14 protein-coding genes and 1 pseudogene are annotated in these 13,200 nt (G+C 69.8%); 2 read left to right on the top strand and 13 right to left on the bottom strand.

The features are described from left to right. Window positions 1-527, top strand: a 527-nt coding sequence (locus tag ACIA5D_RS51225) for a transposase (protein ID WP_396038028.1), incomplete at its 5' end; no start/stop codon positions are given. 31 nt (window positions 528-558) lie between these two features. On the opposite strand, the gene ACIA5D_RS51220 is transcribed toward ACIA5D_RS51225, so the two are convergent. The 8 genes and pseudogenes from ACIA5D_RS51220 to ACIA5D_RS51185 form a co-directional block, all read right to left on the bottom strand. Beyond that, entirely contained in the window at window positions 559-765 is a 207-nt protein-coding gene (locus ACIA5D_RS51220) for a transposase (RefSeq protein WP_396038027.1), read from the bottom strand. A gap of 59 nt (window positions 766-824) precedes the next feature. Further along, a pseudogene (locus ACIA5D_RS51215) lies at window positions 825-959 on the bottom strand (IS5/IS1182 family transposase); the annotation flags it as partial. A 140-nt stretch (window positions 960-1,099) separates the two neighbouring features. Then, window positions 1,100-2,014, bottom strand: a complete 915-nt coding sequence (locus ACIA5D_RS51210) for an SDR family oxidoreductase (RefSeq protein WP_396038026.1) — start codon at window positions 2,012-2,014, stop codon at window positions 1,100-1,102. Window positions 2,015-2,131: 117 nt separating this feature from the next. Further along, entirely contained in the window at window positions 2,132-3,529 is a 1,398-nt protein-coding gene (locus ACIA5D_RS51205) for an alpha/beta hydrolase (protein ID WP_396038025.1), read from the bottom strand. A 117-nt stretch (window positions 3,530-3,646) separates the two neighbouring features. Then, window positions 3,647-4,630: an NAD(P)-dependent alcohol dehydrogenase gene (locus ACIA5D_RS51200; protein WP_396038029.1), complete on the bottom strand. Its 984-nt coding sequence runs from the start codon at window positions 4,628-4,630 to the stop codon at window positions 3,647-3,649. Between the two features lie 128 nt (window positions 4,631-4,758). Further along, the gene (locus ACIA5D_RS51195) at window positions 4,759-5,700 is read right to left on the bottom strand and encodes an NAD-dependent epimerase/dehydratase family protein (protein ID WP_396038024.1); all 942 of its coding nucleotides are present in this window, start codon (window positions 5,698-5,700) and stop codon (window positions 4,759-4,761) included. Further along, window positions 5,697-6,293 carry a hypothetical protein gene (locus ACIA5D_RS51190; RefSeq protein WP_396038023.1) on the bottom strand — a complete coding sequence of 199 codons (597 nt, stop codon included), beginning with the start codon at window positions 6,291-6,293 and terminating at the stop codon, window positions 5,697-5,699. The genes ACIA5D_RS51195 and ACIA5D_RS51190 overlap by 4 nt, the downstream gene beginning before the upstream one ends. A 5-nt stretch (window positions 6,294-6,298) precedes the next feature. Then, on the bottom strand, window positions 6,299-7,111 hold the full coding sequence (locus ACIA5D_RS51185) for a DUF4386 domain-containing protein (RefSeq protein ID WP_396038022.1): 813 nt from the start codon (window positions 7,109-7,111) through the stop codon (window positions 6,299-6,301). Window positions 7,112-7,198: 87 nt separating this feature from the next. Here ACIA5D_RS51185 and ACIA5D_RS51180 point away from each other — a divergent pair, with 87 nt between their 5' ends. Beyond that, the gene (locus ACIA5D_RS51180; protein ID WP_396038021.1) at window positions 7,199-7,906 is read left to right on the top strand and encodes a TetR/AcrR family transcriptional regulator; all 708 of its coding nucleotides are present in this window, start codon (window positions 7,199-7,201) and stop codon (window positions 7,904-7,906) included. A 28-nt stretch (window positions 7,907-7,934) separates the two neighbouring features. Here the strand turns inward: ACIA5D_RS51180 and ACIA5D_RS51175 are convergent, their stop codons facing one another. From ACIA5D_RS51175 to ACIA5D_RS51155, 5 genes are all read right to left on the bottom strand, one after another. Next, window positions 7,935-8,390, bottom strand: a complete 456-nt coding sequence (locus tag ACIA5D_RS51175) for a hypothetical protein (RefSeq protein WP_396038020.1) — start codon at window positions 8,388-8,390, stop codon at window positions 7,935-7,937. After that, window positions 8,387-9,061 (bottom strand): DUF2306 domain-containing protein, encoded by a 675-nt coding sequence (locus tag ACIA5D_RS51170; protein WP_396038019.1) that lies wholly within the window; start codon window positions 9,059-9,061, stop codon window positions 8,387-8,389. The genes ACIA5D_RS51175 and ACIA5D_RS51170 overlap by 4 nt, the downstream gene beginning before the upstream one ends. Window positions 9,062-9,069: 8 nt before the next feature. Further along, window positions 9,070-9,762, bottom strand: coding sequence for a hypothetical protein (locus ACIA5D_RS51165; protein ID WP_396038018.1), 693 nt, complete (start codon window positions 9,760-9,762; stop codon window positions 9,070-9,072). A 238-nt stretch (window positions 9,763-10,000) separates the two neighbouring features. Beyond that, a complete protein-coding gene (locus ACIA5D_RS51160; protein WP_396038017.1) occupies window positions 10,001-12,739 on the bottom strand; it encodes a LuxR C-terminal-related transcriptional regulator in 2,739 nt (912 codons plus the stop codon). A 119-nt stretch (window positions 12,740-12,858) separates the two neighbouring features. Next, window positions 12,859-13,200 (bottom strand): cupin domain-containing protein (locus tag ACIA5D_RS51155; RefSeq protein WP_396038016.1); only part of this gene is annotated, 342 nt, incomplete at its 5' end.

The raw sequence follows: 13,200 nt of genomic DNA, 5'->3' as shown, positions 1-13,200 counted from the left end.
CCATCATCGAAGGCACCCTGATCCGGCTGCACGTCTCCCGGCTGCCCGGCCGCCGCGACCGGGAACCGAAAACGGTGTGGCTGTGGTGGCACGGCCACGACCCGGCAAGCCTGGACCTCGACCGGGTCTGGCACGCCTACCTGCGCCGCTTCGACATCGAGCACACGTTCCGCTTCACCAAACAGGTTCTGGGCTGGACCACCCCGAAACTACGCACCCCGGAACAGGCCGACCGGTGGACCTGGCTCATCCTCGCCGCGCTCAACCAGCTACGCCTGGCCCGCCCACTGGTCAGCGACCACCGGCTGCCCTGGCAGCCATACCAGCCGGCCCACGCGTCCACACCCGGCCGGGTCCGTCAGGGTTTCGGTCATCTGCTGCCCCGGATCGGCACCCCGGCCAGCCACCCGAAACCCACCCGACCTGGCCCAGGACGCCCGAAAGGCTCCCGATCCACGCCCGCCCAACGCCACCCCGCCATCAAGAAAACCCAAGTCAAGACCCCGAAACGACGAAACCCACGTTAAACGCGAAGCTTAGACCCTGGTAAATAAGGTTTCAGGTGTGGTGGTGGCGGGCGAGGCGGCGGGTCATGATGATGATCATGGCCCATTGGACCATCGCGGCGTGAAGCTGCGGTAGGCGCTCGTAGTCGCGGACGGTGCGCCGGCAGCGGTTGATCCAGGAGAAGGTCGGTTCGACGGCCCAACGGCGGCGCAGCACGACGAACGTGGTTTGCCCGGCGAGTTTGGCGACGATCTGCACGGTGAGACGCAGTTGGTCGGCGGCCCAGTCGACCAGCCTGCCGGCGTAGCCGCGTCGGCCCAGACCAGACGGATGCCGGGGAAACAGGTGTGTACCGCCCAGAGCAGCGGTCGTGCGCCGTCGCGGTCCTGGACGTGGCCGCCGGTGACCAGGATGGCCAGGAGTAGCCCGCAGGTGTCGACCGCGATGTGGCGTTTGCGGCCGTTATCTTGACCTTCTTACCGGCGTCGTAGCCGCAGCCGGCTCGGCCCTCGGTTTCCGCACCTCGCAGTGACTGGGAGTCGACCAGCGCGGCGGTGGGCTGCCGGTCGCGGCCTTCGTATTTACTGGGGTCTTACGCAGAGAGGTCATCGGACCTCTGCTCGATTGTGCTGGGCTCACGTCGATCCGTCCCGACAAGGTCGACGCTGGTCTGCCACAGGCGGGCTGCGGCGGCCTGGTCGTAGGCCGACTTGCTTGAGTTCTTCGGTTTGCTGTTGGCGAAGTATGTGCCGGTGACGCCCTCGACTTCGGGTGAGGACGCCAGGTAGATGGAGGTGGCTGCACCCTTCGCGGGAGCCTTGAGGAACAGCCGCATCAGCGGAAGGAGGACCTTCCACATCGGGGAGGGATCCTCCGCGGCGAAGCTGGTGCGTACCACGCCGGGGTGGAGCACGGTGGCAGTCACACCGCTGCCGTCCAGGCGGCGGGCCAGCTCGTAGGTGAACATGACGTTGGCCAGTTTCGACTGGTTGTAGGCGCGTGGCCCGGAGTAGCCGTGTGCGCCCTGCAGATCGGCGAAGTTCATCGTGCCGCCGGTGTGGGCGCCGGAGGAGACGGTCACTATTCGGGCCGGGGCGCTGGCCTTGAGCCGGTCGAGCAGTAGATCGGTGAGGAGGAAGCCCGCGAGATGGTTGACGGCGAAGGTGTGTTCCAGCCCGTCGGCGGTGACGCGGCGGGTGGCCCAGAACCCGCCCATGTTGTTGACGAGCACATCCAGGCGCGGGTAGGTGTCCAAGACTTCGTGGGCCAGTCGTCGTACCTGCGTCTGCGAGGACATGTCGGCGGCGAACGCGTCGACGGTCGGGTTGCCGGAGGTGGCGGCGATGTCGGCCGCCGCGGCTCGGCTCCGGGTTAGATCGCGGCCGGTGATGCCGACCCGGGCGCCCATCGCGGCCAGGCCGGCGGCCGTGGCTTTGCCGATGCCGCCGGTGCCGCCGGTCACCAGCACAGTTTTCCCGGCCATCCGTCCGGTCGCGTTGTCAGCCATTATTAGATTCCTTGTCCATCGACGAGACGGTTGGTCCGGCGCGGGTGAGGGCACGATCTCGCCAAGGCCTCCGTGCGGTCGCAGCCAGCGACGAGCTCATCCGGTGGCTGCGCTGGATCACCCGTCCAGCGGTCCTGGGCTGCGGACCGATGAGACGACGTCGAGGATCGCCTGGGTGGTGGCGGCGGCGTCTTCTTGGTTCGAGATCAGCGAGTCGTGGGTGGCGCCGTCGATGACGCGGTGCACGCTGTTGGTGGACAAGGTGGCCAGGTGGTTCTGCTTCGCCGCGTGGGTGGCGTCACTTCCGCTGCCGGCGGTCAGGACGACCAACGGCTTGGCGGCGAAGTCACCGAGGGATGCGGCTTGCTCTGTCGACGCGTTCGCCTGGACGTACTCGTCGATCGTGCTGCGAACATGGCTGGCGGTCGCGTTACTGGCGCGTGCCTCGTCCCCCGATCGCGGCGGGAGGCTGCCGTGTTCGAGCTGGCCGTACAGGCGGCTCAGACCCAGTCGAGCCGAGGTCGAGACCAGTGCGGAGACACGGCCCAGGACGTCGTAGGAGCCCCCGTCGTACGGCGATGCTGCTCCGGGTCTCGCCGCCGAGGCGGGTGCGGTGGAGTCCACGAGCACCATGCCGGCGACCTCGTCGGGGTAGCGGGCGGCGAACGTGAGCATGTAGAGGCCGCCGAAGGAATGCCCGGCCAGCACGTAGGGTCCGGGCACGTGTCCGCGCTGCAGCAACGTGTGCAGGTCGTTCGCTATCTGAGCACCGTTCTGGGCGGTGTCGGCGGGCTCGCTCCAGCCGCGACCGGCGCGGTCGTAGACGCAGACGCGGGTGTCTCGGGCGACAGTGGGGGTGATCCATCCGAGATTCGAGGACATCTCGCCTGCGCCCGGTTCGAGGACGACGGTGGGACTGCCGGAGCCGGTGCAGCTCAGGTGCAGGCGGTGTCCGCCGACGTCGATCAACTGGCCGGGCATCGGGTAGGCCGTGGCATCGGTCGCTTCACGGACGGTTTCATAGCCGCCGCCGATCGAGGCGAGCGCCAACAATGCGATCACTGGGTAGAGCAGCCAGTGTCCGCTCCGGCTGCGAAGCTGTCGACGCACGCGGGCGATCATCCAGATCGCCAACGCCAGCATGGCGGGGGGCCACACCCAGTTGAGCACCTCGCGCGCCGAGGACCCGAACCCGACCAGGAGCAGACCGCCAAATCCCATGAGCAGTGCCGGAGCCGCGGCCCACCGCTGTGGCTGATCGGTGAACCGCACCGAGAGTACGGCCAGCATCGCCCAGCCCAGCGCGAACCCGCACAGGACCGCGCCGGTGACCGCGCTCTCCTCGGCCGGGATGAACGGGGCGGCGACGAGCAGGAGAGCAGCGACGAGTCCGGTGGCCAACGAGCCCGCCACGATCCAACCGATATGTCCCCTGGGTTGGGGATCAGGGCCGGAGGGACGGTCCTGGCCCTTCTCCTCGGGGGCCGGGGTGGGCGTTGTGGGGGTGGTAGTCACGATGGACTCCATTCGATGCAACAGCTGGCGCCGCGCGAGTCGAGCGAGACGTTCGAGGTTGGCGAGGGACGGCACGACCTGTCGAGGCCGCCGTGTGGTCGCAGTCAGCGAATACGCTCATCCGGCTCGTGCCACCGCGATGACGATCTTTCCTCGGGCCAGTCCGGCTTCGAGGTGGCGCATCGCGTCGGGTGCCTGGTCCAGCGGGTAGGTTTTGTCGATCGTCGGGGTGAGCTCGCCGGCTTCGATGAGCTGAGCGAGCCGCTCGAGGTCCGTGTAGTGCTCCTTCGGGGTTTTCATGGTGAGCCGCTGACGCACGAACGGTGAGAGGGCGACGGCCCGCAGTTGGCGGCCCATGCCTCCGGTCCAGCGGTCGCCGTCTTCGCCGCCGACGAGGACGAGCATGCCGGTGGGGGTGAGCGCGCGGCGCAGCCGGGGCAGCGGTGAGTTGCCGCCGATGTCGAGGATGAGGTCGTAGCGCTGGGGGCCGGCGGCGAAGTCATCGCGGGTGTAGTCGATGACGTGGTCGGCACCGATGGATCGGACGAGGTCGGTCTTTGCGGTGCTGCACACGCCGGTGACCTGTGCGCCAAGGGCCTTGGCGATCTGCACGGCGTACGTGCCGACGCCTCCGGACGCGCCCACGATCAGCACGTGCTGGCCCGTTTCGACCCGCCCGACGTCGCGGAGGCTTTGTAGGGCGGTGAGTCCGGAGATCGCGACGACCGCGGCCTGGTCGAAGGTGAGGTTCGCGGGTTTGTGGGCGAGCTTGTCCTCGCGGGCGCTGGCGTATTCGGCGAAGGAGCCTTTGCTGATGCCGAAGACTTCGTCGCCGACCTGGAACCTGGTCACCGCTGCGCCGACGGCGGTCACCGTGCCGGCGACGTCGAGGCCCAGCACGGGGTTCTTGGGCTTGCGCAAGCCGGGGCCCATGAGGCGGAACAGGTAGGGCATGCCGGCCATGAAGTGCCAGGTACCCCGGTCGAGTCCGGCCGCGTGGACGTGGATGAGCACCTCGGCGGGTCCGATTGTCGGCCGGTCGATCTCGTCGACGCGCAGGACGTCGGCGGACCCGTACCTGTCCTGCACGATCGCCTGCATCCGCAGCGGCGTTGGTGACGCGGTTGCGTCGCGGTTGGAGCCCGGTGCCGCAGCGCGGCCGGTGGCGCCTGTCGTTGCCTTCATGGTGATCCTCTTGGTTGGTCCAGCGGGCCGGGGAGGCGTACCTGTCACCGGTGGCGGTAGCTCGTGAGGGTGTCCGCGAGGGCCTGGCCGATGGGGGTGGCGTGCACGCCGAGTTTGGTCGCGATCTTGCTGCTGTCGACGATGAACGGTTCCTGGAACTGGTACTGCATCTCGGCGAGTTCGCGCACGGTGGGATTGACGAGGCCGATGACGCGCAGCAGCAGCGGCGGCAGGGCCCGGAGCGTGGCCATGGGCTGGCCGGCGTGCTGGTAGATGATGTCGACGAGCTGGCGGGTGGTTTTGGTCTCGGGGTCGTTGGGCAGGTGCCACACCTCACCCGGGGCGTCGGGGTGTTCACCGAGGACGGCAAGGCCTTCGCCGATGTCCGGGACGTAGGTGTAGGTGTGCGGCTGGTCGGGGTCGCCGAGCACGGTGGCGGTCTTACCGGCCAGGGCGGGCGGGCAGACCCGGTCGCCGAGATTGGACTGGGCGCCGCCGCGCGGGCCGAAGTAGTCCGAGGCGCGACCGATCGCTACCTGTACGCGTCCCGCGTCGTGTGCGGCGAGCAGTCCGCGGGCCATCCCGGCACGCAGCTGACCCTTCTTCGTGTGGGCGGCGTAGGGCCGGTCCTCGGTGAGCGGCTGCCCGTTGGGTCGCCCGTACATGTAGACGTTCTCCATGCTGACCAGGCGAGCGCCGCTGGCTTCGGCGGCCGCGAGGACTCCGGCCTGCAGGGCCGGGAACCGTGCGGTCCACTCGGGGTAGGGCGGGTTGAGGGTCTGGTAGAGCACGGCGACGCCCTCGGTCACGGCGACGGTGAAGGCCGGGTCTGCGGCGTCACCGCCGATCACCTCGACGTCTTCGGGTACCCGGGCGTGACCGGAGCGGTTGACGAGCCGGACCGTTTCGCCCCGCCGGCGCAGCGCATCGTAGGTGGCCAAACCGATCGCGCCGGTACCGAAGATCACGTGCCGTGCGGCGCTCACAGCGTCGCCTCGACCGGGCGGTGTGCCGGGCGCTTGCCGGCGGCGGCCCGGTAGGGCAGGAGCAGGTGGAGCAGCAGCCCGGACAGGGCCGAGAACGTCACTGCGCCGTAGGCGCCGAAGACGGTGAACTGCTGGTCGACGTCGATGCCGCCGAGAGTGGTCGCGGTCCAGCCCGCCGACCACAGGACGGGCATCGCGGCGGCCCAGACCCAGCGGTAGCGGGCGCGGCGGGGTAGCGCGGCGGCCTGCGCGAGACCGAGCAGGACACCGGTGATCGCACCCATGATCGCGAGGCTGGCCAGGGACGTGCGGTAACCGACCACTGCGGCGCCGAGCAGCAGCCCGACGCCCATCCCGAGAGCGGTCGCGGGTACCCAGCGGCGCGGGTCGAGGCGCCGCCGGCTGACCAAGGCTTGGCCGGCGCCGATGACCAGCCCGGCGACCGCGCCGCCGATCAACGCCGAGAGCGGGCTGTCGACGCGGCCGGCGGCGGCGGTGCCCGCCAACCCGGCGATGGGGAAGGCGAGGAACCCGGCGGTCCACAACAACCAGGTGCGCAGGATCGATGGGCGGGATGCTCCGGAGGTTGGCATGGTCGTCAGCTCCTCGGCCCAGCGGTGGCCGGCTCGTTTGAAGTGGCGACGCGCGGGGGTGGGATTCTGTCGCCCTCGGTGACGGAGATAGTGGGCACCAGGTTGCGGACCGGGCGCAGCAGGATGGTGACGCCGAGCGCGGCCACCCACAGTCCCCAGCCGGTGCTGCCGAGCAGTCCGGCCAGGTCCCAGACCGGGAAGCCCGGTACGGCGGTGGCCAGGATGTCGCCCTGGTTGAGCAGGTAGAGCGCGCTGACGACCAGGCCGATGACGCCGAGCCAGCGAGGCAGCACCCGGGTGCGCAGGATCAGCACGCAGACCGTGACCGACCAGCCGACGACCAGCAACTGGCCCAGGTGTTCGCCGAGTAACGCGCCGCCGAACTGGTGTTGGGCAGTCCAGGCAGCGTCCACTGCGGCCTTGGTCGCGGCGTCACCAGCGACGTAGGAATGGGCCAACGGCGGAACGACAAAAACCCAACGCAGGAACCCGACCAGCGAGAGCACCACCGAGGTGGCGCCCAGATAGGTGGCCGTCCGCAGCGCTGGATCATCGCGTCGCCCAAGCGCGGCGGGTAGCAGCAGGATAGGCACGATCAGGATCGCGTAGGTCCAGGCGGTGGCGAACCACGTCCACACGAGGCTCGTACCGCCCGCGACGAAGGCCGGCAGGACCACGCTGCCGGGCTCCCGCAGGATGTCGGGCCAGTCGAACGTCGAGGACAGCACCGTCGCCGCGCCGGCGAACGCGATGGCCCCGAGGAGGAACAGTCCTCCGGTGGTTCGGCGAAGCCCCGTGCCCGTGGATGTGACCGTCATGCCAACCCCCTGGACAGCGTACAGAATCTGGACTATGCACAGATCCTGTACGCTGTCCAGGCAAACGTCAAGGAGGGAGTTCAGCAGATGGTGGCACCGGCCAAGCGAAGCCGTCCCGGTCCGCGGCGGGCGTTGAGCGAGGACGAGATCCTCGATGCGGCGCTGAGCCTGCTCGACGAGGGTGGACAGATCGCGGCGTCCGTACGAGGTATCGCCGCCCGGGTCGGCGTGGCCCCGAACGCGGTGTACACCTACTTCCCCGACAAGGCCTCGGTGTTCAAGGCTCTCGTCGAGCGGCTGCTCGGCAAGGTCGACCACGGCGTCTTCGCCGATCGTGAACAACCGTGGCGGCAGCGCGTCGAATCCCTCGCCCTGGAGCTGAGGGCGCTGCTAGCAGCCCACCCCGGCAGGGTCACCCTGATGATCGGCGGCCCGATGGACGGCCCCCACGCTCTCGCCCTCAACGAACGGCTCCTCGAGCTCCTCGGCGACGCCGGGCTCGACCCCGCCGACGCCGCGCGGGGTGCCTACCTGCTGATCGTCTACGTGTTCGGATCCATGGCCCTGGAGGTGGCCGACGTCGCGACAGCAGGCCCGCTGCCACCAGAATCAGAGAGAATCGCACTCCGACGATCCACGTTCGCCGCCACACCGGCCGACCAGTACCCCCGCTCCGCCGCCGCAGCAGAAGTGATCGCCGACTACATCTCCACCGAGCACTACATCTGGGGACTCCACCGACTCCTCGACGCCATCGCCGGCCGCAAGGCCGAGCACCCCCACAACGAGGAATGAAGCAGTCAGCGGCATCGCGGACGTGACATCAGATCTCCGGCGAGGCTCTGGCCACGATGCTGCTTGCCGGCGAGGTTGCAACGCCCCGCGCCCGGGGCCGGCGAACCTTGGCCGTGGGGAGGGGAGTCGGGGTCTCAACTTCGCTTGTCTGTGGTTTCGTCTTGTGCGCCGTCGACGTCGAGTGGTTCGAGGTCGTCGGCGTCGTCGTCGATGTCGCCTCCGTCGTAGAGCCAGGGGTTGCGTCCACGCCGCGGCGAGGGTCGACGGTCTCCACGGAGATCAGGGTGACGCCGAGGTCGCGGATCTTGGTGAGAAGCCCGTGCAACTCCGCCTGGTCGGCGACGACCCCGGTCAGGCTCGTCGTCCCGTCGTCGTCATGGGTCAGGGTGAGGTCGCCGAACCAGGGCGACCAGTGGTGATCCAGGTGCCCGCCTACCCGCAGCCGGTAGCGGGCAGGCAGCTGTCGTTCGGGTGAGCGGGTCATGACGACCCGACCTTCGCGGTCGCCCTGATGGTTCCGCGGCTGCGGTATCGGCGGATGACGTATTCCGCGACCGCGAGATTGATGACCCAGCCCGCACCCAGGCTCAGGTCGGTGGTGAGCTCGCTGGCGCCGAAGACGGCGCCGCCGATGCCCTGGGTGAACACCTGCGTGCCGGCGCCGAGGGCCAGGGCGTAGGCGCGGGTCATCCATGCTCGGTGACCGGCGATGTCCCGCCGGCGGATGGCGGCGAAGCCGAGGGTGATGCTGGCGGCCATACTCGACCCGAACGCGAGCCGGAAGACGTAGGCCAGCTCGCCGGTGCCGGGCTGGCGTGGGTAGAACAGCGTCATCCAGAGCGCCGAGAACGCCACCGCCAAACCCAACACCACCAGGACCCGCCCGGCCATCCGGTGCCAGCCCGGACGACGGCGCCGCAACCGGCTCGAGAACTGGAAAGCGCCGAGGGTGGCGTAGGTGACGGCGCTGATGATGTGCACGACCACGGGCACAGGCGAGACCGTCATGCGCGGGTTCGCCGGCAGCAGGAGCGGTCCGCCGGACAGCTCGACCAGACGCAGCGAGCCCGCGATGGCGGGCACCAGCACGAGGGCGACCAGCGCGAACGGCACCCACCCGGTCGACCAGGTCGACCGGGTGGGACGGGCCGCCACGGGCAGGGTCACTTTGCGCCGGCCGGGTCGAACTGTGCGCTGACGGAGCTTGTCCGCGGTCCAGTGGCCGGGGTGCGCTGCTCGCGCCACAGCGAGTAGCCGAGGCCGACCAGGGCGACTCCGGTGGGGATGGCGAACAGCCTGAAGTTGACCTGCGGCAGCAAGGGGATCGCGAGGGTGGCCACGGCGCCGACGGCGAGGAGCGCGGCGGCCCACCGGGCGAGGATGCGGGCGCGGAACAGGGCGATGCCGAACAGGAGGCCGCCGGCGAGGTAGCCGACGCCGGTGACCTGGCTGAGCGGGACGATCAGGCCGATGTCGCCGGTCGCGTGGCCGCCGGGAACGGCCACGGCGAGGACGTCGGTGACGTATCCGGGTGAGGTGCCGGCGATGGAGGGGATGACGACCACACCGATGACTTCGGTGCTGAGGATGAGGAGGAAGCCGGTGGCGAGCACGAGGTACCCGATCAGGCCGAGGAGTCCGGTCCGTGTCACCTGCCGCAGGTACATGCCGGTGATGCCGGCGAGCGACAGCGAGGCGAACAGCACCTTCATCGTCTGGCGCACCTTCCACTCGGTCGTGGAGATGAAGGCGAGGTCCAGATGAGGGTGGTTGATCTGGACACCGATGTACAGCAGACCCCCGACGACGGCGGCGACGCCGGCCGCGCGGGTGAGGGTAGTGGTGGTGATGGTCATGTCCGGCACCTTCGCTTCTCAGTGTTCGCGGCGAGCGCCGCGGGCTGACTCAACGTATTGACGGAGGCGGGGACCTGGCATCACCACATGCTGTGACCGACGTGGTGAGACCGACGTGCTGAGATCTAGCGACGCAGGTAGAGCTGAACGGTCAGTTCGCCGCCGGCATAGCGGTGGATGCGTTGACAAACTTGCGGACTGTGATGTGAGCGGGGTGGTGATGCGGCTTCGGTGACGCTCAGAGCAGGCCGAGGTCCGCAGCCCGACGTACCGCGGCGCGGCGGGTGTTCACGTCGAGTTTGGTGAAGATGTGCTTCGTATGGGTGCGCAGCGTGTTCACCGTGACGAACAGCTGTCGCGCGATCTCGGGGCCGCTGAGCTCGGTCGCCAGCAGGCGCAGCACCTCGCGCTCGCGGTCGCTGAATCCCTCCGCGGAGACTGGCCCAGCGGAGGCTGGTCCAGCGGGAGCGGGTGCCGCCGGTCTCTGTGCCGCGGCCAGTAGGTGCCGGGCCTGCGTCCGTGCCTCCTGCACCGCGCCGCGGGCGACCTGCCCGAGCAGCTCTGTTATGGGTTGTCCGTTGTCGAGGAAGAGCCGGCAGTAGCCGGCCGGTACCCCGTCGGTGAGGGCGGCGGCGAGGTCGGCCACCGCCGAGTCCGCGTCGCCGTTCGCCTGGTGGGCGAGCGCCCGCACCAAGCCCGCCTCGACCAGGCTGCCGTTGCGGCCCGCCGTCCGCGCGGCGTCCAGCACGCGGTCTAGCAGGTCGAGCGCCTCTCGTGGGCCACCCTCGGCGACCAGCAGGCGGGCGAGGGTGAGCTGGTCGTACTCGGCGAGGTAGATCGGCGGGTCCGTTGGCGTGATACCACGCTCGCGCGCCCATGCCCGCGCCTCATCGAGGCGGCCCTGGACGATCCAGATCCGCGCCCTGGTCGCGGCGATCGGCCGCACGTCGGGAAAGTAGCCGGGCAGGAAGAGCGGCTCGGCCTGGTCGAGCATCCCGACTGCGCCGTCAAGGTCGCCGTTCGCCTGCAGCAGCGCGGCCGTCGCGGTGTACCAGCGGTGCCGGTTCTCCAGCAGCGACGCCCGATCGCCGAACTCGCGGGCAGCCTCGAGGTGCTGGGCGGCCGCGTCGAGCCGGCCCTGTTCGCGGAGGACGTCCGCGAGGCCGACGTGCAGGTCGCCGAGGGTGGACAGCATCGGGCCGGGGTGGCTTTCGGCCGCGGATAGCGCGCGTTCGTAGAGCCGGCGCGCCTCGACCGGACGTCCGCGCGCCAGCCACATGTTCGCCAGCACGACGGTCGCGCCCAGCCCGTCCGCGACCATACCGGCCGCATCCAGGCTGGCGACCGCCTCGGTGAACGTGTCCACCGCGGCGCCGAGGTCACCGTCGGCCCACGCCGCCAGGCCGACGAAGCCGGCGGCGGCACCACGCGGGAAGTGGTCCTCCGGCCCGGCCAGCGCGAGTGCCCGGCGGGCGTGCGAGACCGTACCGGAGATGTCGCCTCGGGCCTGGGCGACCGAGGCGCGGTAGACCGCGATCATGGCCGGGAGGGAGCGGACCTCGCCGTCGCGGTCCTTGGCCGCCTCGGCCAGCGGGCCCGCTGTGGGAATGGTCGATGGCGGCGCTGTGTCGAGACTGGCTTCGGCGGCGTCGAGCCACGCCTGCACCCCGTCGACGTCGCCCTCGGACAGCCGGCTCCACGCGACGTGGGTGGCGAGCAGCGGCCGGCGACGGACGACGTCGTCCGGCAGCGCGACCAGCCAGTCGCGAAGGGTCCGGTCCTGGCGTCGTCGGCGCAGGTCAGCCAGGGTGAGCTCGACGAGGTCGGCGGTGTGCTCGTGGTCGCCGCTCCCGATCGCGTGCCGGACGGCATCGGCCAGCAGCCCGTTGACGGCGAGCCATCGGCTGGCTGCGGCGTGCAACTCACCCACCCGGTCAGCCTGGCGGGCACGCAGACGGGCACGTAATGCGTCGGCGAAGAGGTGGTGGTAGCGGTACCACCGGCGCTCGTCGTCGAGCGGGACGACGAACAGGTTTTCGCGCTCAAGGATCTCCAGCATCGGCTGACCGTCGCGGCGACCGGTCAGGGCGTCGCAGAGGCCGCCGGTCAGCTGGTCCAGCACACAGGTGTCGAGCAGGAAGGCGCGCACCTCGGCGGGCTGGCGGTCCAGAACCTCCTCGACGAGGTAATCCAGGACGAACCGGTGGCTGCCCGAGAATGCCTCGACGAACCCGGCGACGTCTGCGGACCCGTCGGCGGCACGGGTCCGGACCGACAGTGCGGCCAGTTGCAGCCCGGCCGCCCACCCCTCGGTGCGCGCCTCGAGCGCGGCTACGAGTGCGGGTTCCAGCTGCAGCTCCATCACGTCGTTGAGGAACACCTGCGCTTCGTCGGTGGTGAACCTGAGGTCCGCAGCCCGCACCTCCACGAGTTCGCCCCGCGCCCGCAGCCGAGCCAGCGGCAGCGGAGGGTCGGCCCGCGTGGTCACCGCCAGCGTGACCTGCGGAGGCAGGTTGTCCAGCAGGAACGTCACCGCCTCATGGACGGCGGCGGAATCGATGACGTGGTAGTCGTCGAGCGCCACCACCGTGGGACCGGCGAGGCCGTCGAGATCGTTGATCAGGCTGACCAGCACGGCGTCGGTTGGCGTGCTGCCGCCGGCCTCCAGCAGGGTGAGTGCGTCGACACCAGCCTCGGGTTCGGCGGTCTGAATCGCAGCCACGAGGTGAGTCAGGAACAGTTGGAGGTCGGCGTCGCCCGGGTCGAGAGCCAACCACGCCACCCTGCGCGGCGACTTCTCGGCCGCCGCCAGCCACTGCACCAGCAGGGTGGTCTTGCCGAACCCCGCCGGTGCCGCGACGAGGACCAGCCGCGGCCCGTCCCCCGCGTCCGCGCGAAGTCGGTCGGTGAGGCGGGCACGCTGCACCAGCCGGCGACGCGGCGAGGGCAAGTGCAGCTTGGTGCCCAGTACTGGCATTCGGTCAGCGTACGCAGACCCATACAGGCGAGTAGCCGATGAAGGTACACCAAGCGACATTCGGTGTACCGAGTCGCAGACGGATCGGCGCCGGGCGGTCGAAGTCCGCCCACCAGTTGCTATGCCTGCGCAGGTGTGGTTCGGACGTTCATCCGTTCGCCGGGTCGTCCGAAGATGCTCAGAATCTCCGTGGGCTCCTCGCCCGTGCTGCCGAACCAGTGCGGTACCTGGGTGTCGAATTCGGCGACCTCACCGGGTCCGAGCACCCAGTCCTGGTCACCGAGGACGAGACGCAACTGGCCGGACAGGACGTAGATCCATTCGTGGCCGTCGTGTGCCCGTGGCTCCGGATGCCCTTTGCTGGTTGGGATGACGATCTTCCAGGCCTGCGTGCCCTCGGGCTGCCGGATCAGCGGGATGACCGTCCTGCCCTTGACCCGGCCGGCCTTGAGCTGGACGCG

This window comes from Actinoplanes sp. NPDC051513, assembly GCF_044454685.1.
GTDB lineage: Bacteria > Actinomycetota > Actinomycetes > Mycobacteriales > Micromonosporaceae > Actinoplanes.
This window is presented reverse-complemented; position numbering and strand designations above follow the sequence as displayed.

Coding starts and splice junctions, on each gene's coding strand:
- ACIA5D_RS51210 (WP_396038026.1), bottom strand. CDS start 2,014: ATGGCTGACAACGCGACCGGACGGATGGCCGGGAAAACTGTGCTGGTG.
- ACIA5D_RS51200 (WP_396038029.1), bottom strand. CDS start 4,630: ATGCAGGCGATCGTGCAGGACAGGTACGGGTCCGCCGACGTCCTGCGC.
- ACIA5D_RS51190 (WP_396038023.1), bottom strand. CDS start 6,293: ATGCCAACCTCCGGAGCATCCCGCCCATCGATCCTGCGCACCTGGTTG.
- ACIA5D_RS51185 (WP_396038022.1), bottom strand. CDS start 7,111: ATGACGGTCACATCCACGGGCACGGGGCTTCGCCGAACCACCGGAGGA.
- ACIA5D_RS51180 (WP_396038021.1), top strand. CDS start 7,199: ATGGTGGCACCGGCCAAGCGAAGCCGTCCCGGTCCGCGGCGGGCGTTG.
- ACIA5D_RS51175 (WP_396038020.1), bottom strand. CDS start 8,390: ATGACCCGCTCACCCGAACGACAGCTGCCTGCCCGCTACCGGCTGCGG.
- ACIA5D_RS51165 (WP_396038018.1), bottom strand. CDS start 9,762: ATGACCATCACCACCACTACCCTCACCCGCGCGGCCGGCGTCGCCGCC.
- ACIA5D_RS51160 (WP_396038017.1), bottom strand. CDS start 12,739: ATGCCAGTACTGGGCACCAAGCTGCACTTGCCCTCGCCGCGTCGCCGG.